The sequence below is a fragment of the Ornithinimicrobium cerasi genome (genome assembly GCF_003702705.1).
GTDB classification, from domain to species: Bacteria; Actinomycetota; Actinomycetes; order Actinomycetales; family Dermatophilaceae; genus Ornithinicoccus; species Ornithinicoccus cerasi.
The window spans coordinates 22,225-42,107 of record NZ_QZMN01000005.1 but is presented as its reverse complement, the minus strand read 5'-3'; the positions used below and the strand labels follow the sequence as shown (position 1 = coordinate 42,107).

Below are 19,883 nucleotides of genomic sequence, written 5' to 3'. Positions count from 1 at the left end.
GGGTCTCCCCGTGCCCCGAGGAAGGACACAATGACCATCCAGCTCCCGTCGCAGACCGGCAGCCCCTCCCCGGACGCGGAGGGTGCGGTCCACGAGATCATCGTCGTCGGCTCCGGGCCGGCGGGGTACACGGCAGCCGTGTACGCCGCCCGTGCCAACCTCGCCCCCCTCGTCTTCGAGGGGTCGGTGACCGCAGGCGGTGCGTTGATGAACACCACCGAGGTGGAGAACTTCCCTGGGTTCGCCGAGGGCATCATGGGCCCCGAGCTGATGATGAACATGCGCGAGCAGGCCGAGCGCTTCGGCGCCACCCTCGTGCGCGACGACGTCGTGGCCATGGATCTCGCCGGCACCGTCAAGACGGTCACGGACGCGGAGGGCACCACCCACCGCGCGCGGGCGGTCATCCTCGCGATGGGCTCCGCCTACCGCGAGCTCGGTCTTCCCGAGGAGAAGGAGCTCAGCGGTCACGGCGTCTCCTGGTGCGCGACCTGCGACGGCGCCTTCTTCCGCGACCAGGACATCGTGGTCGTCGGCGGGGGCGACTCCGCGATGGAGGAGGCGACCTTCCTGAGCCGCTTCGGGAGCTCGGTGACGGTCATCCACCGCCGGGGCGAGCTGCGTGCGAGCAAGATCATGGCCGAGCGGGCGATGAACGACCCGAAGATCCGCTTCGTCTGGAACACCGAGGTCACCGCCCTGAACGGCCGGCCCAAGCTGGCCTCCATCACCCTGCGCGACACGCTCACCGGTGAGACCCGTGAGCACCCCACCACCGGCCTGTTCATCGCGATCGGCCATGACCCCCGCAACGAGCTCGTCCAGGGGCAGGTCGCGCTGGACCCGGAGGGCTACGTCCTCGTCCAGGGCCGCAGCACCGCGACCGACGTCCCCGGCGTCTTCGCCTGCGGTGACCTCGTGGACCACACCTACCGGCAGGCCATCACCGCCGCCGGCAGCGGCTGCGCCGCCGCGCTGGACGCCGAGCGCTACCTGTCGGCGCTGGACGACGAGCTGCCCACCGAGGTCGCCGTCGCCCTGTCGGCCCACTGACCTACCCTCGACCCAGATCCCGCGAACGGAAGGAACCACCCCCATGGCCATCACGCAGACCACCGACGCCACCTTCACCGAGGACGTGCTGCAGCACGACGGGCCGGTGCTCGTCGACTTCTGGGCGCCCTGGTGCGGACCCTGCAAGATGATCGCCCCCATCCTCGAGGAGCTGTCCGAGGAGTGGGGCGACAAGCTCAAGGTCGTCAAGCTCAACACCGATGACAACCCCGAGGTCACCCGCCAGTACGGCATCACCGGCATCCCGACCATGAACGTCTACTCCGGCGGCGAGGTCGTCAAGACCGTCGTCGGCGCGCTCCCCAAGAAGAAGCTGGCCTCCGAGATGGAGCAGTTCACCGCCTGAGACCGGCAGATCAGGGGCGCCGTGCCCCGCGTTATCCACAGCCGTCCACCGGGGTTGTCCACAACCCTGTGGACGGCTGTGGCGCGTCCTGGCCTCCGCTGTGACCTGGTTCCGTCGTGAGAGGATGTGGACCTCATGACTACCCCTCCACATCGCGCCCTGGGCTGGCCGGAGCACGGTGGGCTGCGTGTCGCCTCCGACGAGGATCTTCTCGAGGACCACGGCGGGCTGGGCTGGCCGGGCGCTCACCGTCCCCCGCTCTCCGTTCCCCGTGAAACATCCGTCCCGGGCAAGGGCGCTCGCGACGGCAAGGTTTCCCGTGAAACCTCCACCCCTGCCCCGGAATCCCGGGAGACGGCCCCTGTTCCACGTGAAACGCCCCTCCCCGCACCATCCGTCGGCTGGTCCGGGACCCGCGTCCTGACGGTCGCCAACCAGAAGGGGGGTGTCGGCAAGACGACCACGGCGGTCAACATCGCCGCAAGCATGGCCCGCGCCGGTCTGCGTGTCCTGGTCATCGACATGGACCCCCAGGGCAACGCCAGCACGGCGCTGAGCATCCCGCACCTCAGCGGGACCGCCGGCATCTACGACGTCCTCATCGACGGCGTGCCGATGTCCGACGTCGTGCGGGAGACGCCGCAGGTCCCCGGGCTGTGGTGCGTGCCGGCCACGATCGACCTGGCCGGTGCCGAGATCGAGCTCGTGCCCCTCGTCGCCCGGGAGAACAGGCTCCGACGCGCGCTGACCGCCTTCCTCGACTCCCGTGCCCCCGACGAGCAGTTCGACATGGTGCTCATCGACTGCCCACCCAGCCTCGGGCTGCTGACGGTCAACGCCTTCGTGGCCGCCCGCGAGGTCCTCATCCCGATCCAGTGCGAGTACTACGCGCTCGAGGGACTGAGCCAGCTGCTGAAGAACGTGGAGCTCATCCAGCAGCACCTCAACAGCGACCTGGAGGTGAGCACCATCCTGCTCACCATGTTCGACGCTCGTACCCGCCTCGCCTCGGACGTGGCCGACCAGGTCCGTGAGCACTTCGGCGAGAAGGTGCTGAGGGTGGTCATCCCGCGCTCGGTCCGGATCAGTGAGGCGCCCAGCCACGGGGAGACCGTCATCACCTACGACCCGGCCAGCTCCGGTGCCCTGTCCTACATGGAAGCGGCCGCGCAGATGCGGCAGCAGGAGGTTCTCGTATGAGCAGCGACCGGCGACGCGGTCTCGGCAAGGGGCTCGGTGCCCTCATCCCCTCGACACAGACGGGAGACCGACCCAGCGATGTCTTCTTCCCCCGGTCCAACGGTGACGGTTTCACGGGAAACGTCGTCGTGCAGGACCCTTCGCTGCCGGCCGCCCACGGCCCTGGCGACGCCGACCGACCCGAGCTCGCGCCCGTCCCCGGCGCCCGGTTCGGCGAGCTGGACATCGACTCGATCCGCCCCAACCCGCGGCAGCCGCGCCAGGTGTTCGACGAGGACGAGCTCGCCGAGCTGGTGACGAGCATCCGCGAGCTCGGGGTCCTCCAGCCCATCGTGGTCCGACCGGTACCACCGGAGGACGGCGGGGACGGCGATGCGCTCTACGAGCTGGTCATGGGCGAGAGACGGCTTCGAGCCTCGCGTGAGGCAGGCAGGGACACCATCCCGGCCATCGTCCGGCTCACCGAGGACGAGCACCTCCTGCGGGACGCCCTGCTGGAGAACCTCCACCGGGCCCAGCTCAACGCCTTGGAGGAGGCGGCGGCATACCAGCAGCTGCTCGAGGACTTCGGCTGCACCCACGAGGTCCTGGCGGCCCGGATCGGGCGGTCCCGACCCCAGATCTCCAACACTCTGCGCCTGCTCAAGCTCCCCCCGCTCGTCCAGCGACGGGTGGCCTCCGGCGTGCTCTCCGCGGGTCACGCGCGCGCCCTGCTCGGCCTCGAGGACGGTGCCGCCATGGAGCGGCTGGCGCAGCGCATCGTCGCCGAGGGGCTCTCCGTCCGGTCGGTGGAGGAGATCGTCGTGCTCGGAGGCGACTCCGAGCCCAGGGCCCGCCGCGGACGCAGCCGGAACGAACCCGCCCCCGAGCTGCAGCGCGTCGCCTCGGACCTCTCCCAGCGGCTGGACACCCGGGTGCAGGTGGTCATGGGCCGCCACAAGGGACGCCTGACCGTGGAGTTCGCCGACCAGGACGACCTGGACCGCATCGTCGCGGCGCTGACGACCGACTGACCCGCGAGCCGCCCCCCGCGCCCTCAGGACCCGCGTCTCGCCCCGCGGCCGCCAGGCCGCCGCGGGGTGCCGTTCCCGGTCCCGGGCCGTCGGCCCTTTCGGCCACCTCCGCGCGGCGGGTCCGCCGGCCGGACGATCTCCACGACCCGCACCGGCTCGCTCACCCGGCCCTCGCCCACCACGTGCACCGTCGCGGCGGTGACCCCCAGGTCCCGCAGCAGGGGCCAGGCCTCGTCGAGCTCACGCTGGGCGGCCTCGCCCTTGAGGGCGAGCAGCCGCCCACCCGGCTCCAGCAGCGGGAAGGACCAGCGCACCAGCCTGTCCAGGGAGGCCACCGCCCGGGCGGTGACGACGGGCGCCGTCAGCGAGACCTCGTCCGCCCGACCCCGGTGGACGCTCACCCGGTCGCCCAGGCCGAGCGTGTCCACCGCTCCCTCCAGCCACGTCGTCCGGCGGAGGAGCGGCTCGACGAGACGGACCCTCAGGTCGGGTCGGGCCACCGCGAGCGCTAGCCCGGGAAGCCCTGCGCCAGAACCGATGTCGATGAGGCTCGACCCGACCGGGAGGAGGCTCTCCATCACGGTGCAGTTCACCAGGTGGCGCTCCCACAGGCGGGGTGCCTCCCGGGGGCCGACGAGCCCGTGGGAGATGCCCGTGGTGGCGAGGAGATCGGCATACCTGCGGGCCAGCGGGAGCTGGTCGCCGAAGACGTCGGCGGCCTCCGCCGGCGGCGGAGGGGCGGCGGTGACCGGCTCGGGGATCTCGCTCATGCCCGCGCGCCTCGCCCCCCGCAGGTCAGGCCGAGGGCAGGATGACGACGTAGCGCGACGGCTCCGCGCCCTCGGACTCCGAGTGCAGCCCGGCGGCCAGGACCTCGTCGTGCACGACCTTGCGCTCGAACGCGGTCATCGGCTCGAGCTCGCGACGCTGCCCGGACTTCTTCACCTCGGCGATCGCGTGGCGGGCGCTGGTCACCAGCGTCGAGCGCCGGTCAGCGCGGTAGCCGGCGACGTCGAGCATCAGGCGGGTGCGCTCGCCGGTCTCCGCCTGGACGGCGAGTCGGGTGAGCTCCTGGAGGGCGTCCAGCACCTGGCCACCCGGCCCGACGAGCCGGCGCGGGGCGGCCCCGTCCTCGGAGTCGACGATCGCGATGGCCGCGCGGTCGCCCTCGATGTCCACCTCGAGATCCCCGGACAGGTCGGCGATGTCGAGCAGGGCCTCCAGGAAGTCGGCCGCGATCTCACCCTCGCGCACGAGCTGCTCGGTGCGTGCCGGGGCCTTGCCACCCCCCGGCGCCTCGGTCCCGGCGACGGCCTCCTCAGCCTCCGGGGCGTCCTCGTCCGGGTCGCCGGCGTCGCCACCCACGACGGCCTCGTCGTCAGGGTCGGCGTCGACTGCCGTGGTGGCGTCCCCCTCAAGGTCGAGGTCGGGGGCACCGGCGCCAACCGGCTCGGGGGCGTCGTCGCCCACGGCCTCCTCCGGGTCCTGGGGCTCGTGGGCGCTCGGCGGGGTCGTCTCCGACAGGTCGTCGACGCTCAGGTCCGTGGTCTCTGCGACGGTATCGACGTCGGTGCCGGCGTCGCTCTCGACGTCGGTGCCGGCGTCGCTCTCGATGTCGGTGGCGGTCTCGGTCCGGGTCTCGGGCGTGGTGCTCATGTGCGTGGTCTCCTCGGGGTCAGCGCTTCTTGGCGCGCTTCTTGCTCTTGGGCTGGACACGCTGGCCGCTCTGGCGGACCGTGTCGGTGTCCACGGCGTTGCGCTCGGCGATGAGGTTCGGGTTCTTCAGCTGGATCCCGACCGCCTCGCGACCCTTGCGGGCCATCCGGTCGCGGTACTTCTGCTCGGCCGGGGAGCCCGGCGCTGGCATGTTGCGGATGACGAAGAACTGCTGCCCCATCGTCCAGAAGTTGCTCACCGTCCAGTAGATCAGCAGCGCCACCGGGAAGTTCACCCCGGTGACCGCGAAGACGATCGGCAGGATGTAGATGAGGATCTGCTGCTGCCGCGCCATCGGGCTGTTCAACGCCTCGGGCGACATGTTCTGCCGCATCAGCTGGTGGCTGGTGATGAACTGGGTGATCGACATCACGATGATGAGGACCAACGACAGGATCTTGGCCGAGATGTCCTGGTCGTGCAGGAACGTCGAGGTCAGCCCCGCCCCGAAGATGTCGGAGCCGGCCATCTTGGCGGCCAGCTCCTGGGTGAACAGACCCAGTGGCTCCATCCGCGACTCGGCCACCGTCTCGGCCGTGTTGAGCAGCCGGAAGAGCGCGAAGAAGAAGGGCATCTGGATGAGGATCGGCAGGCACGCGCCGAACGGGTTGGCCCCGGCCTCCCGGTAGAGGCCGAACGTCTCCTCCTGGAACGCCTTCTGCGACGCCTGGTCCTTCTTCCCCTTGTACTTGGCCTGGATCTTGACCAGCTCCGGCTGCACCATCTGCAGGCGGCGCTGGCTCTTGATCTGGCGGATCATCAGCGGCGTCAGCAGCGCGCGCAGCGTGACGACCAGGCCGACGATGGCCAGCACCCAGGTCCACCCGCTCGTGTCCGGCAGGCCGGCACGGGTGAGCAGCCACTCGAACCCGACGAGGATCGCGGAGTCGAACCAGATGAAGGGGAAGAGGATCGCGTCGAAGAATCCCATGGGGTCCTCAGTGTCGGTGGTGAGGGTCGCTCACCGGGGTGGGGGCCGTCGCGACCGCAGGTCGCGGGAGGCCGGAGGTATGGCGTGGCTCGCCGACGGCGCGGGAGCACCGGGGCGGCACGTGGTCGACGCCGCCGCGGGCGAACGGGTTGCAGCGCAGGAGCCGGCGTGCGGTGAGCCAGCTGCCCCGAACGGGTCCGAACCGCTCCAGCGCGGTGACGGAGTACGCCGAGCACGAGGGGTAGTAGCGGCAGACCGGCCCGAGCAGCGGGGAGACGGTGCGCTGGTAGAGCTGGACGAGCCAGACGAGGGGCAGCGCGAGCACGGCGCGCCGCTCACCGGTGGGGACACCCCCACGGTGCACGTCCCGCATCTGGCCCTCGGCGGACCCGGTGGTCATCGGGCCGCCCCCACGCCGGCCCGGGCGAGGGCCAGCTCGAGCGCGGCGTCGAGCTGCGCGGAGGAGGCCTGCGCCGAGGACGGCTGGGCGCGTACGACGACGTCGGCCCCCGACGGCAGGGCCGCGAGACGGGACCTCAGCAGGTGCCGCAGCCGTCGCTGGACCCGGTGACGCACAACCGATCCGCCGACCGCCTTGGACACCACGAGACCCACGCGCGGCGGGCGCGTGGGTCGGTGGTCGTCAGGGGCGTCATCCGGGTGGATGCCGGTGGGCATCGCCACGTGGACGACGAGGAGGTCGGTCCCCGCACGGCGGCGTCGCCGCCCGTCCCCGCCGCGCAGCACGGCGCGGTAGTCGGCAGGTCGGGTCAGACGGTGCTGGCGCGGGAGCATCGAGAGGCGCCGGACGGCCCTCGGTCCGCTCAGGCGGACAGCTCGGAGCGGCCCTTGCGGCGACGCGCCGCCAGGATGGCGCGACCGGCACGCGTGCGCATGCGCAGGCGGAAGCCGTGCTTCTTGGCGCGGCGACGGTTGTTGGGCTGGAACGTGCGCTTGCTCATGGCTGGTGCTCCGGGGAACGGGGACGTCCGAGGACGTCCGTGGACAGGACGACGCCGCGTGCTGCGGTGCCGGCCCGGTGGTCTGGGGCGGTCGGTCCGGCCGCCAACGAAAGCCCACCGCGCGGACACGCGCGCCCGTGGGCAGGCGAAAGCGGCCGGTAGATCGGCCGAGTCCACGGTACGGGAGGGGGTCCGCACCGGTCAAACCCGCGACGTGGAGGCGCCGCCCGAGGGTCAACCTGACATGGTCGACCCGCGCCGCGCCGCCCGTTGCCGCGACACGCCGAGGATGCCAGAAATGATGACCGAGCCACTTGCGGACCGGGCGCAGGCCTTGTTAGCGTCACGCCTTCGGCTCCGCTGTCCACCCTCCGTCCACACCTGTGGACAACCTTGTGGACGGGTCGGACGTGCAGGGCATACTGGACCGACCCGAAGGATGGAACCTCCCGATGACGCAGCAGTCCCCGGTCGACCCGACCGCCGTGTGGCAGCGCGTCATCTCCTCCCTCCAGTCCGGGGACCTGCCCCCGCGCGACCGCGCCTTCCTTGCCCTGACCCGGTTCGTGGGCCTCCTGGACGGCACCGCGCTCCTCGCTGTGCCCTATCCCCACACCAAGGAGACCCTGGAGACGAGCCTGCGTCAGCCGATCGTGGACGCGCTCTCGGCCGAGCTCGGGCAGGAGGTGCGGCTGGCCATCACGGTCGACGAGGACCTGCGCCGCCAGGTCGAGGCCCAGGACGACCAGAGCAGCGCGCCCGCGGAGTCCGGCACGGCATACCCGCAGGAGATCGAGCACGCCCGGCCACCGGGCAGCCGGGGCTCCACGGTCCAGACGAGCGTCGAGGACGCCCGGCTCAACCCGAAGTACACCTTCGAGACCTTCGTCGCCGGCAGCTCCAACCGCTTCGCCCACGCCGCCTCGCTCGCGGTCGCCGAGTCGCCGGCCCGCGCCTACAACCCGCTCTTCATCTACGGCGAGTCCGGCCTGGGCAAGACCCACCTGCTGCACGCCATCGGCCACTACGCCCGCAACATGTACCCCGGCGTGCGGGTGCGCTACGTGAACTCCGAGGAGTTCACCAACGACTTCATCAACTCCATCCGCGAGGAGAAGGCCGGCGCCTTCCAGCAGCGCTACCGCAGCGTCGACTTCCTCCTCGTCGACGACATCCAGTTCCTGCAGGGCAAGGAACAGACGATCGAGGAGTTCTTCCACACCTTCAACACGCTGCACAACAGCGAGAAGCAGGTGGTCATCACCTCCGACCAGCCGCCGAAGAAGCTCTCGGGCTTCGCCGAGCGGCTGCGCAGCAGGTTCGAGTGGGGACTGCTCACCGACGTCCAGCCGCCCGACCTGGAGACCCGGATCGCGATCCTGCAGCGCAAGGCCGCCCAGGAGCGGATGCAGCTGCCCGACGACGTACTGGAGCTCATCGCCTCCAAGATCTCCTCCAACATCCGCGAGCTCGAGGGGGCGCTGATCCGGGTGACGGCCTTCGCGTCGTTGTCGAGCCGGCCCGCCGACGTCGCGCTGGCGGCGCACGTGCTCAAGGACATCATCCCGACCACCGAGTCGGCGGCGATCGGGGCGGCGACGATCATGGCCGAGGTGTCCACCTACTTCCAGATCTCCCTCGAGGAGCTCTGCGGGACCTCGCGCTCGCGGATGCTGGTCAACGCCCGCCAGGTGGCGATGTACCTGTGCCGCGAGCTCACCGACCTCTCGCTGCCCCAGATCGGTCGCGAGTTCGGCGGGCGCGACCACACCACGGTGATGCACGCCGAGCGCAAGATCCGCCAGCAGATGGGCGAGCGCCGTCAGCTCTACGACCAGATCACCGAGCTGACCGGCATCATCCGCAGGTCCAGCTCGCGCTGAGGTGCGCGGCGTCGGGGGACGACGCCCCGGTCCAGGGTTGTCCACACCTGTGGATAACCCTGTGAGTTGTTGCTCACCGTTCACCGTCGTCACATCTGCCCCGACCTCCCCCGACCGAGGCGCCCCCGCGGCCTGGTCGACGCCTGTGCACCACCCTGTGGACAGCTCCGGATCAACGCCGGTCAGCCTGGGGACGACGACGACGGACCGGGGTATGCCGTGTGGACGGGCCCCGTCCGTCCACAGCGGACAGCGGGCGTCCCCAGGCCGGCCCACCGCGTGTACACAGGGTGAACTCGCACCCGGCAGGGCCGCGGACCTGCGAGGACGACCCGCTCCGGGCCGCTCGTCCACACTGTCCACAGGCCCTACGACGACGACGAATCCCTTGACCAGGAGAATCTCGTCCCACGTCCCTGGGGTCGGACGGGCGCCGGGCCGGAGGAGGACACCGAACCGCCCGGACGCTGCGGCGCTATGCTGCACTTCCCGCGCGCTTCGTCAGGTGGACGTGTCGCGGCCGACAATCTGTCCCGGTGAGCCGAAAGGCCTTGTGTCGTGAAGTTCCGAGTCGAGCGCGATGTCCTCTCCGAGGCCGTGGCCTGGGTCGTCCGTGGTCTCAGCAGCCGTCCTCCCGTCCCGGTCCTGGCCGGCGTCCTCCTCACCGCTGACGAGCAGGGCACCCTCACCCTGTCCGCCTACGACTACGAGGTCTCGGCCACCGTGACCGTCGAGGCGGACGTCACCGAGGGGGGCCAGGTGCTCGTGCTCGGCCGGCTGCTGTCCGACATCGCCCGCAACCTGCCCTCCAAGCCGGTCGAGGTCTCGACCGAGGGCGCCAAGGTCCAGCTGACCTGCGGCTCCAGCCGGTTCTCGCTGATCCAGATGCCGGTCAGCGACTACCCGCAGCTGCCGACCCAGGCCGAGGCGAGCGGCAGCGTCGCCGGGGACGTCTTCACCCAGGCCGTGCACCAGGTCTCGGTGGCCGCGGACCGCGGCGACACCCTGCCCATCCTCACCGGGGTGCGGGTCGAGATCGACGGCGAGAAGGTCACCATGCTCGCCACGGACCGCTACCGGCTCGCGATGCGCGAGCTCACCTGGAGCCCGAACACCTCCGACGCGAGCCAGGTCAGCCTGATCCCGGCCCGGACGCTGTCCGAGACGGCGAAGGCCCTGGGTGCGTCGGCGTCGGTCAACGTCAGCTTCGGGGACGGGTCGCGCTCGGACGGCCTCGTCGGCTTCGAGGCAGGTCAGCGTCGCACCACCACCCGCCTGCTCGACGGCGAGTACCCCAAGGTGACCTCGATCTTCCCGAGCTCGGTCGACAGCGTCTCGGTCGTCGAGACCCAGGCCCTCGTCGAGGCCGTCCGTCGCGTGGCGCTGGTCGCCGAGCGCAACACCCCTGTCCGGCTGCGCTTCACCGACGGCCAGGTCGCCATCGAGGCGGGCACCGGTGACGACGCCCAGGGCAGCGAGGCCGTGGAGGCCACGCTCACCGGCCCGGAGATCGAGATCGCCTTCAACCCCCAGTTCCTGCTGGACGGTCTCGGCGTCCTCGGCGCCCCCTACGCCCGGATGGCCTTCACCCAGCCCTCCCGCCCCGCGGTCCTCTCCGGACAGGCTGAGGTCGACGGCGAGTCCGACGAGTCCTACCGTTACGTCCTGATGCCGGTGCGCTTCGCCGGCTGACCGGTGCCGGCCGCAGCTGCGCGGCACACCCCCTGGCACGGCACCCGAGACTCCCGAGGAGACGCGACAGCAATGAAGATCGGCATGATCGGCCTGGGCAAGATGGGCGGCAACATGCGCGCGCGGCTGCGCGCGGCGGGGCACGAGGTGGTCGGCTTCGACCTCGACGAGTCCCTGCGTGACGTCTCCTCCCTGGAGGAGCTGGTGGGCGCGCTGGAGGCTCCGCGGGTCGTCTGGGTGATGGTCCCGCACGGCAGGCCGACGCGCGCCACGGTCGAGCAGCTCGGCGACCTGCTCGAGGAGGGGGACCTCGTCATCGAGGGGGGCAACAGCAAGTTCACCGAGGACGTCGAGCTCGACGCGATCCTGAGCCCCAGGGGCATCGGGTATGTCGACTGCGGCGTCTCGGGCGGGATCTGGGGCCGGGAGAACGGCTACGGCCTGATGTGCGGCGGTCGGGCCGAGCACGTGGAGCTCGCGATGCCGATCTTCGACGCCCTCCGCCCGGAGGGGCCGCGGGAGGAAGGCTTCGTGCACGCCGGGGAGGTCGGCGCCGGCCACTACGCCAAGATGGTCCACAACGGCATCGAGTACGGCCTCATGCACGCCTACGCCGAGGGCTACGAGCTGCTCACCGCCAAGGACATCGTCACCGACGTCAAGGGCTGCTTCCAGGCGTGGAGCCGCGGCACCGTCGTCCGCTCCTGGCTGCTGGACCTCCTCGTCAAGGCGCTGGACGAGCGGCCGGGCCTGGAGAACGTCAGCGGTTACACGTCCGACTCCGGCGAGGGTCGCTGGACCGTCGAGGAGGCCATCGAGATGGCCGTGCCGATGCCGGTCATCAGCGCCGCCCTCTTCTCCCGCTTCGCCTCCCGCCAGGAGAACTCCCCCGCCATGCAGGCCGTCGCCGCGCTCCGCGGGCAGTTCGGGGGGCACGCCGTCAAGCTGCTCGACGACGCTGCCAGCAAGGACGAGGGCCAGGTCGAGGTGCACCGCGGGGCCGAGCCCAAGCACGACGACGGCGAGCGTCCCGGCGCGGACGAGACCGAGGCTGCGCCCGACGCCGCCGATGCCGACCAGGCCGGACCCAGCTCGGGCAGCGGTTCGACGGGCGGGCAGGCCGGTCCGACCTCGGGCTCCGGCGAGACCGGGGAGCACGCCGAGCGGTCCGGCACCGACGCCTGAGTCGGGGTCCCGCCGCGACGTCGTGCACCTGCGTCAGCTCTCGCTCACCGACTTCCGCAGCTACCCCTCCGCGGAGGTGGACCTCCTCCCGGGGGTGACCGTCCTGCTGGGCCGCAACGGCCAGGGCAAGACCAACCTCGTCGAGGCGGCCGGGTATGTCGCGTCGCTGGCCAGTCACCGCGTCGCCCAGGACGGACCGCTGGTGCGGGCGGGGGCCGAGACCGCGATCGTGCGCGCCACCGTGGTGCGTGACGGGCACGAGTCGTTGGTCGAGCTGGAGATCGTGCCCGGCCGGGCCAACAAGGCGCGCCTGAACCGCTCGCCCGTGACGCGCCAGCGCGAGGTGCTGGGCACCCTGCGGACCGTGCTCTTCGCCCCCGAGGACCTGGCGCTGGTCAAGGGCGACCCCGCCGAGCGCCGCCGCTTCCTCGACGACCTCCTCGTGGCCCGGCAACCGCGCTGGGCGGCCGTCCGGTCCGACTACGACCGCGCGCTGCGGCAGCGCAACGCGCTCCTGCGCTCGGCCGCGCACCTGTGGCGTGACCCCCGACGCGCGGGCGCGCCCCGCCCCGGCTCCGGCCCCCGGCTCTCCCCCGGCGAGTCGCTCGAGGACGCCCGTTCCTCGGCGCTGGCGACCCTCGCCGTCTTCGACGACCAGCTGGCGAGCATCGCCGGTGCGCTGGTCTACGCGAGGCTGCGGCTGCTGCGCGACCTGCGGCCCTACCTCCACGAGGCCTACCGCACGATCAGCGGCGGCGGCGGCGGTGACGGCGGTGGCGACGACGATGACGACGGGACGGTCGGGGCGGACGCGGCATACCGCTCCAGCCTCGCGGAGCCGACGGCTGCCGCGCTCGCCGCCGGCGACGTCCCCGACCAGGAGGACCTCGTCCGGGCGGTGCACGAGAGCCTGGCCCAGGTGCGGACCCAGGAGCAGGAGCGCGGGGTGAGCCTCGTCGGTCCGCACCGCGACGACCTGGTGCTCACGCTGGGCGAGCTGCCGGCCAAGGGCTACGCCAGCCACGGTGAGTCGTGGAGCCTCGCGCTCGCCCTGCGGCTGGCCGCCTTCCAGCTGCTGCGGCACGACCTGGGGACCGACCCCGTGCTCGTGCTCGACGACGTGTTCGCCGAGCTGGACACCGGTCGTCGTGAGCGCCTGGCCGAGCTGGTCGTCGACTGCGAGCAGGTGCTGGTGACGGCCGCGGTGGTCCAGGACGTGCCCGAGCGGCTCCTCTCCGGCCAGATCCTCGACGTCACCCTGGGGGCGGTGGCCGCGCGGTGAGCACCGACGACCCTCCGACCGACCCGCAGCTCGACCCGCCCGTCACCCCGCCCGACCCGCCAGCCGATCCGCCCGACCCGCTCGACGCCGCGCACGACGCCCTGGCCCGGGCCCGGCGCAGCGCCCGCCGGCGCGGGCTCCGTCCCGGGGCCCCTGCCGGGGCAGGTCGTCGCCGCGCGGTCGGTGAGGCGCCCCGTGAGTCCCGGGACGACCGCGACCCGCACCTCGTCGGCGCCGAGATCGACCGGCTCGTCTCGACCCGGGGCTGGGACAGCGACGTCCAGGTCGGTGCCGTCGTCGGCCGGTGGCCGGCCATCGTCGGGGAGCAGGTGGCGGCCAACGTCGAGGTGGTCGCCTTCGAGGGCTCGGTGCTCACCGTGCGCGCCCTCTCGACGGCGTGGGCCACGCAGATGCGGCTGCTCACCTCCACCGTGCTGGGCCGCATCGAGACCGAGGTGGGGGTCGGGGTGGTGACCGAGATCGTGGTCCGCTCACCGGGCGGACCGTCCTGGCGGAAAGGACCGCTCTCGTCGGGCGGACGGGGGCCGCGCGACACCTACGGGTGAGCCCCGAAGAAACGCGCGCAGAGCCTCCGAGCACCCCGTCGGCATGGTGGGGATGGAACACCTGGCCCCGGGCCGGTCAGATCGGCCGCCACGGGCCGGATCGGGCCTGTGGAATGCGGGATTATCGATCCCGCGACGGTAGGATGGGCAAGGTTGCCCTCTTTCTCCCCACCCTAGGAGCGACGCGTGCCGACGACCGGTCCGACCGTCCCTGACGAGCCTGCCATGCCCGAGCTCCCGGACACGACCCCGCAGGAGGGCGAACCGCCGTCCCTGGCCACCGCCTCCGCCTACGACGCGTCCGCCATCCAGGTCCTCGAGGGGCTCGAGGCGGTGCGCAAGCGCCCCGGGATGTACATCGGGTCCACGGGCGAGCGCGGCCTGCACCACCTGGTCTGGGAGATCGTCGACAACTCCGTCGACGAGGCCCTCGCGGGCTACGCCGACCGCATCGACGTCACGATCCTGCCCGACGGGGCGGTGCGCGTCCGCGACGACGGCCGCGGCATCCCTACGGACATCCACCCGATCGAGAAGGTGCCGGCGGTCGAGCTGGTGCTGACCCAGCTGCACGCGGGAGGCAAGTTCGGCGGCGCCGGCTACAAGGTGTCCGGCGGACTGCACGGCGTCGGGTCCTCGGTGGTCAACGCCCTGTCCTCGCGTCTCGACGTGGAGGTGCGGCAGCGGGGCAGCGTCTTCACGCAGACCTACCACCTCGGTGTGCCGCAGGCGCCGCTCGCCGAGCGCGAGGCGCAGACCGAGGAGGAGCGGCAGACGGGGACGACCATCACCTTCTGGCCCAGCGCCGACATCTTCGACAGCGTCCTCTTCGACTACGACACGATCCGCGCCCGCTTCCAGCAGACGGCCTTCCTCAACAAGGGCCTGACCATCGCGCTCACCGACGAGCGACCGAGGGAGCCCGCCCCCGAGGACGCGCTCGACGACTTCGGGGACGAGGACGACGGCACCCCTGCCGAGACCGACAGCCCCTCCCCGGGCGGGACCAAGGCACGGTCGGTCACCTACCGCTACGACAACGGCCTGCTCGACTACGTGATGCATCTCAACAGGAGCAAGCGCACCGAGCCGGTGCACGACGAGGTCATCGCCTTCGAGACGCGCGACGACGAGCGGATGATGTCGCTCGAGGTCGCGATGCAGTGGACCAGCGCCTACACGGAGTCGGTGCACACCTACGCCAACGCGGTCAACACCCACGAGGGCGGCACCCACGAGGAAGGCTTCCGGGCGGCGCTCACCCGCCTGGTCAACGACTTCGCCAAGGAGCACAAGCTGCTCAAGGAGAAGGACCCCAACCTCACCGGTGAGGACGTCCGCGAGGGGCTGACCGCGGTCATCTCGATCAAGCTCGGCGAGCCGCAGTTCGAGGGACAGACCAAGACCAAGCTCGGCAACTCCGAGGTCAGGGGCTTCGTGCAGACCGCGATGACCGACCAGTTCGGGCACTGGCTGGAGGCGCACCCCCGCGAGGGGAAGCAGATCATCGGCAAGGCGGTCCAGGCGGCGACGGCCCGGCTCGCGGCCCGCAAGGCCCGCGACGCCACCCGCCGCAAGGGGCTGCTGGAGTCCGGCGGCCTGCCGGGCAAGCTCAAGGACTGCCAGTCCAACGACCCGGTGGTCTCCGAGGTCTTCATCGTCGAGGGTGACTCCGCCGGCGGTTCGGCGATCCGCGGCCGCAACCCGTTCAACCAGGCGATCCTGCCGATCCGGGGCAAGATCCTCAACGTCGAGAAGGCCCGGATCGACAAGATCCTGGCCAACCAGGAGGTCAAGTCGCTGATCAGCGGCTTCGGCACCGGCATCGGCGAGGACTTCGACATCGCCAAGGCGCGCTACCACAAGATCGTGCTGATGGCCGACGCCGACGTGGACGGCATGCACATCCGGACGCTGCTGCTGACGCTGCTGTTCCGCTTCATGCGCCCCCTCATCGAGGCCGGTTACGTCTACCTGGCCCAGCCCCCGCTCTACCGGATCAAGTGGACCAACGCCGAGCACGAGTTCGCGTTCACCGACCGTGAGCGCGACGCCCTCGTCCAGGCCGGGCTCGCCCGCAACCGCCGGCTGCCCAAGGACTCGGGCATGCAGCGCTACAAGGGCCTGGGCGAGATGAACTACCAGGAGCTGTGGGAGACCACGATGAACCCGGACACCCGGGTGCTGCTGCGGGTCTCCCTCGACGACGCGGCCGCCGCCGACGAGATCTTCTCCGTGCTCATGGGCGAGGACGTCGAGTCACGGCGCTCCTTCATCCAGCGCAACGCCCGCGACGTCCGCTTCCTGGACATCTGACGGGACGGGCCCTTCGGCCCGACCGACGACATACCGAAGAACCCCGAGACCAAGGTGAGCTGTGGCTGACGACGAGACCCCGGACCTGCCCGAGGACGAGCAGGGGAGCGACAACCCCGACCCGACCACGGCGCCGGTCGACCGCTCCCCCGGCGAGACGGACAAGATCGAGGTCGTCGACCTCAACGCCGAGATGCAGAAGAGCTACATCGAGTACGCGATGAGCGTCATCGTCGCGCGCGCCCTGCCGGACGTGCGCGACGGCCTCAAGCCGGTGCACCGGCGCGTCCTCTACGCGATGTACGACGGCGGCTACCGGCCGGACCGCGGCTTCAACAAGTGCGCGCGCGTCGTCGGCGACGTCATGGGCAACTACCACCCGCACGGCGACAGCGCCATCTACGACGCGATGGTGCGGCTGGTCCAGGACTGGTCGCTGCGCTACCCGCTCATCGAGGGTCAGGGCAACTTCGGCACCCCCGGGGACGACCCGGCCGCGGCGCCGCGCTACACCGAGTGCCGGATGGCGCCGCTGGCCATGGAGATGGTGCGCGACATCCGCGAGGACACCGTCGACATGGGCGACAACTACGACGGCAAGAACAAGGAGCCGCTGGTCCTGCCGGCGCGGTTCCCCAACCTGCTCGTCAACGGCTCCGCCGGCATCGCCGTCGGCATGGCCACCCAGATCCCGCCGCACAACCTGCGCGAGGTCGCCGCCGGCGCCCAGTTCCTGCTGCAGAACCCGGAGATCAGCCGCGAGGACCTGCTCGAGCGGCTCATCGAGATCATCCCCGGGCCGGACTTCCCCACCGGCGCGCTCATCATGGGCCGCAAGGGGATCGACGACGCCTACCGCACCGGGCGCGGCTCGATCATCATGCGGGCCGTCGTCGAGGTCGAGGAGATCCAGGGGCGGACCTGCCTCGTCGTCTCCGAGCTGCCCTACCAGGTCAACCCGGACAGCCTCGCCCGCAAGATGGCCGAGCTGGTCAACGACGGCAAGCTCACCGGGATCGCGGACCTGCGCGACGAGACCTCCGGGCGGACGGGCCAGCGGCTGGTCATCGTGCTCAAGCGCGACGCCGTCGCCAAGGTCGTCCTCAACAACCTCTACAAGCACACCCAGCTGCAGCAGTCCTTCGGGGCCAACATGCTGGCGCTGGTCGACGGGGTGCCGCGCACGCTGCCGCTGTCGGCGTTCATCCGGCACTGGGTGGACCACCAGATCGAGGTCATCGTCCGGCGCACCCGCTACCGGCTGGACGAGGCCGAGCGCCGGATCCACGTGCTGCGCGGCCTGCTCGCGGCGCTGGACCAGCTCGACGAGGTGATCGCGCTCATCCGCCGCAGCCCCTCGGCCGACGCCGCCCGCCAGGGTCTCGTCGAGCTGCTCGGGATCGACGACGTCCAGGCCCGGGCGATCCTCGACATGCAGCTGCGCCAGCTGGCCGCCCTCGAGCGGCAGCGGATCATCGACCAGCACGACGAGCTGGCGGCCCAGATCGAGGACCTCACCGACATCCTGGCCCGGCCCGAGCGCCAGCGCTCGATCGTCTCCACCGAGCTGGCCGAGATCGTCGACAAGTTCGGCGACGAGCGGCGCACGCGGATCGTGCCCTTCGACGGCGACATGTCGATGGAGGACCTCATCACCGAGGAGGACGTGGTCGTCACGATCACCCGGGGCGGCTACGTCAAGCGCACGCCGGTGCGGGAGTACCGGGCCCAGAACCGGGGCGGCAAGGGCCGCCGTGGCGCCGCCCTGCGCGCGGACGACGTCGTGGAGCACTTCTTCGTCACCAGCACCCACCGGTGGATGCTCTTCTTCACCAACCAGGGGCGGGTCTACCGGGCCAAGGCCTACGAGTTCCCCGAGGGCGGCCCGACCGGCAAGGGCCAGCACGTCGCCAACCTGATGGCGTTCCAGCCCGACGAGCGGATCCGCTCGGTGCTCCCCCTGCGCGACTACCAGCAGGCGCCCTACCTGCTGCTGGCCACCCGCAACGGGCTGGTGAAGAAGAGCCGGCTCGCCGACTACGACTCGCCCCGCTCCGGCGGGCTGATCGCGATCAACCTGCGCGACGGGGACGAGCTGGTCGGTGCGCAGCTGGCGTTCGCCGAGGACGACGTGCTGCTGGTCTCCCGCGGCGGGCAGTCGGTGCGGTTCACCGCGACCGACTCGGCGCTGCGCCCGATGGGCCGCGCGACCTCGGGTGTCACCGGCATGAAGTTCCGCCGGGACGACGACCTCCTGTCCATGTCCGTGGTGCCCGAGGGCGAGGAACCTTTCGTCTTCGTCGTCTTCGAGACGGGTATGGCGAAGCGCACCCCGGTCTCGGCCTACCGGGTGCAGGGTCGGGGCGGCCTGGGCATCAAGGTGGCAAAGACGAACGGCAAGGGTGGTGACCTCGTCGGCGCGCTGACCGTGGACGAGGGCGACGAGGTGATGGTGGTCATGGAGCGCGGCAACGTGGTGCGCTCGCCCATCGACCAGGTGCGCCAGACCGGCCGCGACACCGCCGGTGTGATCTTCGCGACCCCCGGCCGCAACGACTCGATCGTGGCCGTGGCCCGCAACCCCGAGGCCACCGAGGAGGCGGAGGAGGAGCTCGCCGGGGCCCAGGAGACCGCCGAGGAGGACGTGGCGGTCGACGACGCGAGCGTGGTCGATGGCGTACCGTCGGAGGAACCGACCGGGGACGACCCGGACGGCGCCCCCCACGAGTCCGGCACGGGAGACGATGAATGAGCACCACGGGTAGCCAGGCCGGCGCATCGACCTCCGGCGACGAGACCCAGGTCCACGCCCGCGTGAGGCCAGGGTCCGACGCACCCTCGGCGGACGAGCGCTCGACGGCCGCCAAGATGCGCGACGGCGCCCTGGCCCGCACGGCCCAGGGCCGCGACCTCGCGGCCCGCAAGGCGCGCGCGCTCCAGGGCGCCTCCGCCGGGCTGGCGTCCGGCTCCGCGGCGGGAGCCACCGCCGGGCGTGCGTCGACGGCCCGGACGGGTGGCGGGTCCGCCGCACGCAGCGGTGCCCCCCGGACGGCGGCACCGCGCCGCGGCGGACCTCGTCGCGTCCGGCTCACGGCCCAGCGGATCGACCCGTGGTCGGTGCTGAAGATCAGCTTCCTGGTCTCGGTGGCCCTCGGCATCGCCGGGGTGGTCATGGTCGCCGTGCTGTGGACCGTGCTGTCCGGGATGAACGTCTTCTCGACCGTCAGCGACTTCTTCACCCAGGTGACCAGCGGCGAGACCGGCGGTGCGTCGTTCGACCTGATGGACTACCTCGGCATCGGCCGGGTCATCTCGCTGGCGGCGGTGGTGGGCGTGCTCAACGTCTTCCTGCTCACCGCGCTGGCGACGCTGACCGCCTTCCTCTACAACATCTGCGCGGCCCTCGTGGGCGGCGCCCAGGTGACTCTCTCCGACGAGTGACCCGTCCGGGTGCGCCCGCACCCGAGGCCTCAGCTGCCCAGGCGCGGGAACGGCTCGAGGGAGAAGACCACCTCGACCGGCACGTCGAAGTAGCGGGCGATGCTCAGCGCGAGGAGGAGCGAGGGGCTGTACTCACCCCGCTCGAGGTAGCCCACGGTCTGGTAGTGCACCCCGAGGGCCTCCGCCAGCTCCCGCCGGCTGACCCCCCGCTCCAGGCGGAGCATGGCGATCCGGTTGTGGATGGCTCCCGTCTCCTCCGGCCGGGGCGTCACGCGC

General features: G+C 71.5%; 19 protein-coding genes. 12 read left to right on the top strand and 7 right to left on the bottom strand.

The genetic code is table 11. The features are described from left to right. Positions 1–30 precede the first annotated feature (30 nt). From trxB to D4B81_RS06895, 4 genes are all read left to right on the top strand, one after another. Entirely contained in the window at positions 31–1,053 is a 1,023-nt protein-coding gene (gene trxB, locus D4B81_RS06910; RefSeq protein ID WP_122261712.1) for a thioredoxin-disulfide reductase, read from the top strand. Between the two features lie 43 nt (positions 1,054–1,096). Further along, positions 1,097–1,420, top strand: a complete 324-nt coding sequence (trxA, locus tag D4B81_RS06905) for a thioredoxin (protein WP_097189387.1) — start codon at positions 1,097–1,099, stop codon at positions 1,418–1,420. A 135-nt stretch (positions 1,421–1,555) separates the two neighbouring features. Next, positions 1,556–2,620 (top strand): ParA family protein, encoded by a 1,065-nt coding sequence (locus tag D4B81_RS06900; RefSeq protein WP_272914061.1) that lies wholly within the window; start codon positions 1,556–1,558, stop codon positions 2,618–2,620. Next, a complete protein-coding gene (locus D4B81_RS06895) occupies positions 2,617–3,633 on the top strand; it encodes a ParB/RepB/Spo0J family partition protein (protein ID WP_122261711.1) in 1,017 nt (338 codons plus the stop codon). The genes D4B81_RS06900 and D4B81_RS06895 overlap by 4 nt, the downstream gene beginning before the upstream one ends. 23 nt (positions 3,634–3,656) lie before the next feature. Here D4B81_RS06895 and rsmG read toward each other — a convergent pair whose 3' ends face one another. Genes rsmG through rpmH form a run of 6 tightly spaced genes read right to left on the bottom strand, consistent with a single transcriptional unit; the run spans position 3,657 to position 7,242 of the window. Further along, positions 3,657–4,403 (bottom strand): 16S rRNA (guanine(527)-N(7))-methyltransferase RsmG, encoded by a 747-nt coding sequence (gene rsmG, locus D4B81_RS06890; protein WP_122261710.1) that lies wholly within the window; start codon positions 4,401–4,403, stop codon positions 3,657–3,659. A gap of 25 nt (positions 4,404–4,428) precedes the next feature. Beyond that, positions 4,429–5,289 (bottom strand): R3H domain-containing nucleic acid-binding protein, encoded by an 861-nt coding sequence (locus tag D4B81_RS06885; RefSeq protein ID WP_122261709.1) that lies wholly within the window; start codon positions 5,287–5,289, stop codon positions 4,429–4,431. Between the two features lie 19 nt (positions 5,290–5,308). Further along, on the bottom strand, positions 5,309–6,280 hold the full coding sequence (gene yidC, locus D4B81_RS06880) for a membrane protein insertase YidC (RefSeq protein WP_122261708.1): 972 nt from the start codon (positions 6,278–6,280) through the stop codon (positions 5,309–5,311). A 7-nt stretch (positions 6,281–6,287) separates the two neighbouring features. Continuing rightward, positions 6,288–6,680: a membrane protein insertion efficiency factor YidD gene (gene yidD, locus D4B81_RS06875; RefSeq protein ID WP_237565866.1), complete on the bottom strand. Its 393-nt coding sequence runs from the start codon at positions 6,678–6,680 to the stop codon at positions 6,288–6,290. Then, entirely contained in the window at positions 6,677–7,075 is a 399-nt protein-coding gene (rnpA, locus tag D4B81_RS06870) for a ribonuclease P protein component (RefSeq protein ID WP_122261707.1), read from the bottom strand. The genes yidD and rnpA overlap by 4 nt, the downstream gene beginning before the upstream one ends. Before the next feature lie 29 nt (positions 7,076–7,104). Beyond that, on the bottom strand, positions 7,105–7,242 hold the full coding sequence (rpmH, locus tag D4B81_RS06865) for a 50S ribosomal protein L34 (RefSeq protein ID WP_092667578.1): 138 nt from the start codon (positions 7,240–7,242) through the stop codon (positions 7,105–7,107). A gap of 452 nt (positions 7,243–7,694) precedes the next feature. Here rpmH and dnaA point away from each other — a divergent pair, with 452 nt between their 5' ends. The 8 genes from dnaA (at position 7,695) to D4B81_RS06825 (ending at position 19,607) form a co-directional block, all read left to right on the top strand. Further along, on the top strand, positions 7,695–9,125 hold the full coding sequence (gene dnaA / locus D4B81_RS06860; RefSeq protein WP_122261706.1) for a chromosomal replication initiator protein DnaA: 1,431 nt from the start codon (positions 7,695–7,697) through the stop codon (positions 9,123–9,125). 558 nt (positions 9,126–9,683) lie between these two features. Next, positions 9,684–10,817, top strand: a complete 1,134-nt coding sequence (gene dnaN, locus D4B81_RS06855; RefSeq protein WP_097189379.1) for a DNA polymerase III subunit beta — start codon at positions 9,684–9,686, stop codon at positions 10,815–10,817. A 72-nt stretch (positions 10,818–10,889) separates the two neighbouring features. Beyond that, entirely contained in the window at positions 10,890–12,002 is a 1,113-nt protein-coding gene (gene gnd, locus D4B81_RS06850; protein WP_122261705.1) for a phosphogluconate dehydrogenase (NAD(+)-dependent, decarboxylating), read from the top strand. Between the two features lie 22 nt (positions 12,003–12,024). Continuing rightward, on the top strand, positions 12,025–13,284 hold the full coding sequence (locus D4B81_RS06845) for a DNA replication/repair protein RecF (protein WP_122261704.1): 1,260 nt from the start codon (positions 12,025–12,027) through the stop codon (positions 13,282–13,284). Continuing rightward, on the top strand, positions 13,281–13,850 hold the full coding sequence (locus tag D4B81_RS06840) for a DciA family protein (protein WP_122261703.1): 570 nt from the start codon (positions 13,281–13,283) through the stop codon (positions 13,848–13,850). Before D4B81_RS06845 ends, D4B81_RS06840 begins: the two co-directional genes overlap by 4 nt. A 225-nt stretch (positions 13,851–14,075) precedes the next feature. After that, positions 14,076–16,166, top strand: coding sequence for a DNA topoisomerase (ATP-hydrolyzing) subunit B (gene gyrB / locus D4B81_RS06835; RefSeq protein WP_122261885.1), 2,091 nt, complete (start codon positions 14,076–14,078; stop codon positions 16,164–16,166). A 61-nt stretch (positions 16,167–16,227) separates the two neighbouring features. After that, positions 16,228–18,918, top strand: a complete 2,691-nt coding sequence (gene gyrA, locus D4B81_RS06830) for a DNA gyrase subunit A (protein ID WP_122261702.1) — start codon at positions 16,228–16,230, stop codon at positions 18,916–18,918. Beyond that, on the top strand, positions 18,915–19,607 hold the full coding sequence (locus tag D4B81_RS06825) for a DUF3566 domain-containing protein (protein WP_237565865.1): 693 nt from the start codon (positions 18,915–18,917) through the stop codon (positions 19,605–19,607). Before gyrA ends, D4B81_RS06825 begins: the two co-directional genes overlap by 4 nt. A gap of 29 nt (positions 19,608–19,636) precedes the next feature. On the opposite strand, the gene D4B81_RS06820 is transcribed toward D4B81_RS06825, so the two are convergent. Then, the gene (locus tag D4B81_RS06820; RefSeq protein WP_122261701.1) at positions 19,637–19,879 is read right to left on the bottom strand and encodes a helix-turn-helix transcriptional regulator; all 243 of its coding nucleotides are present in this window, start codon (positions 19,877–19,879) and stop codon (positions 19,637–19,639) included. Positions 19,880–19,883: the final 4 nt, after the last annotated feature.

Coding starts and splice junctions, on each gene's coding strand:
- trxB (WP_122261712.1), top strand. CDS start 31: ATGACCATCCAGCTCCCGTCGCAGACCGGCAGCCCCTCCCCGGACGCG.
- trxA (WP_097189387.1), top strand. CDS start 1,097: ATGGCCATCACGCAGACCACCGACGCCACCTTCACCGAGGACGTGCTG.
- D4B81_RS06900 (WP_272914061.1), top strand. CDS start 1,556: ATGACTACCCCTCCACATCGCGCCCTGGGCTGGCCGGAGCACGGTGGG.
- D4B81_RS06895 (WP_122261711.1), top strand. CDS start 2,617: ATGAGCAGCGACCGGCGACGCGGTCTCGGCAAGGGGCTCGGTGCCCTC.
- rsmG (WP_122261710.1), bottom strand. CDS start 4,403: ATGAGCGAGATCCCCGAGCCGGTCACCGCCGCCCCTCCGCCGCCGGCG.
- D4B81_RS06885 (WP_122261709.1), bottom strand. CDS start 5,289: ATGAGCACCACGCCCGAGACCCGGACCGAGACCGCCACCGACATCGAG.
- yidC (WP_122261708.1), bottom strand. CDS start 6,280: ATGGGATTCTTCGACGCGATCCTCTTCCCCTTCATCTGGTTCGACTCC.
- yidD (WP_237565866.1), bottom strand. CDS start 6,680: ATGACCACCGGGTCCGCCGAGGGCCAGATGCGGGACGTGCACCGTGGG.
- rnpA (WP_122261707.1), bottom strand. CDS start 7,075: ATGCTCCCGCGCCAGCACCGTCTGACCCGACCTGCCGACTACCGCGCC.
- rpmH (WP_092667578.1), bottom strand. CDS start 7,242: ATGAGCAAGCGCACGTTCCAGCCCAACAACCGTCGCCGCGCCAAGAAG.
- dnaA (WP_122261706.1), top strand. CDS start 7,695: ATGACGCAGCAGTCCCCGGTCGACCCGACCGCCGTGTGGCAGCGCGTC.
- gnd (WP_122261705.1), top strand. CDS start 10,890: ATGAAGATCGGCATGATCGGCCTGGGCAAGATGGGCGGCAACATGCGC.
- gyrB (WP_122261885.1), top strand. CDS start 14,076: ATGCCCGAGCTCCCGGACACGACCCCGCAGGAGGGCGAACCGCCGTCC.
- D4B81_RS06825 (WP_237565865.1), top strand. CDS start 18,915: ATGAGCACCACGGGTAGCCAGGCCGGCGCATCGACCTCCGGCGACGAG.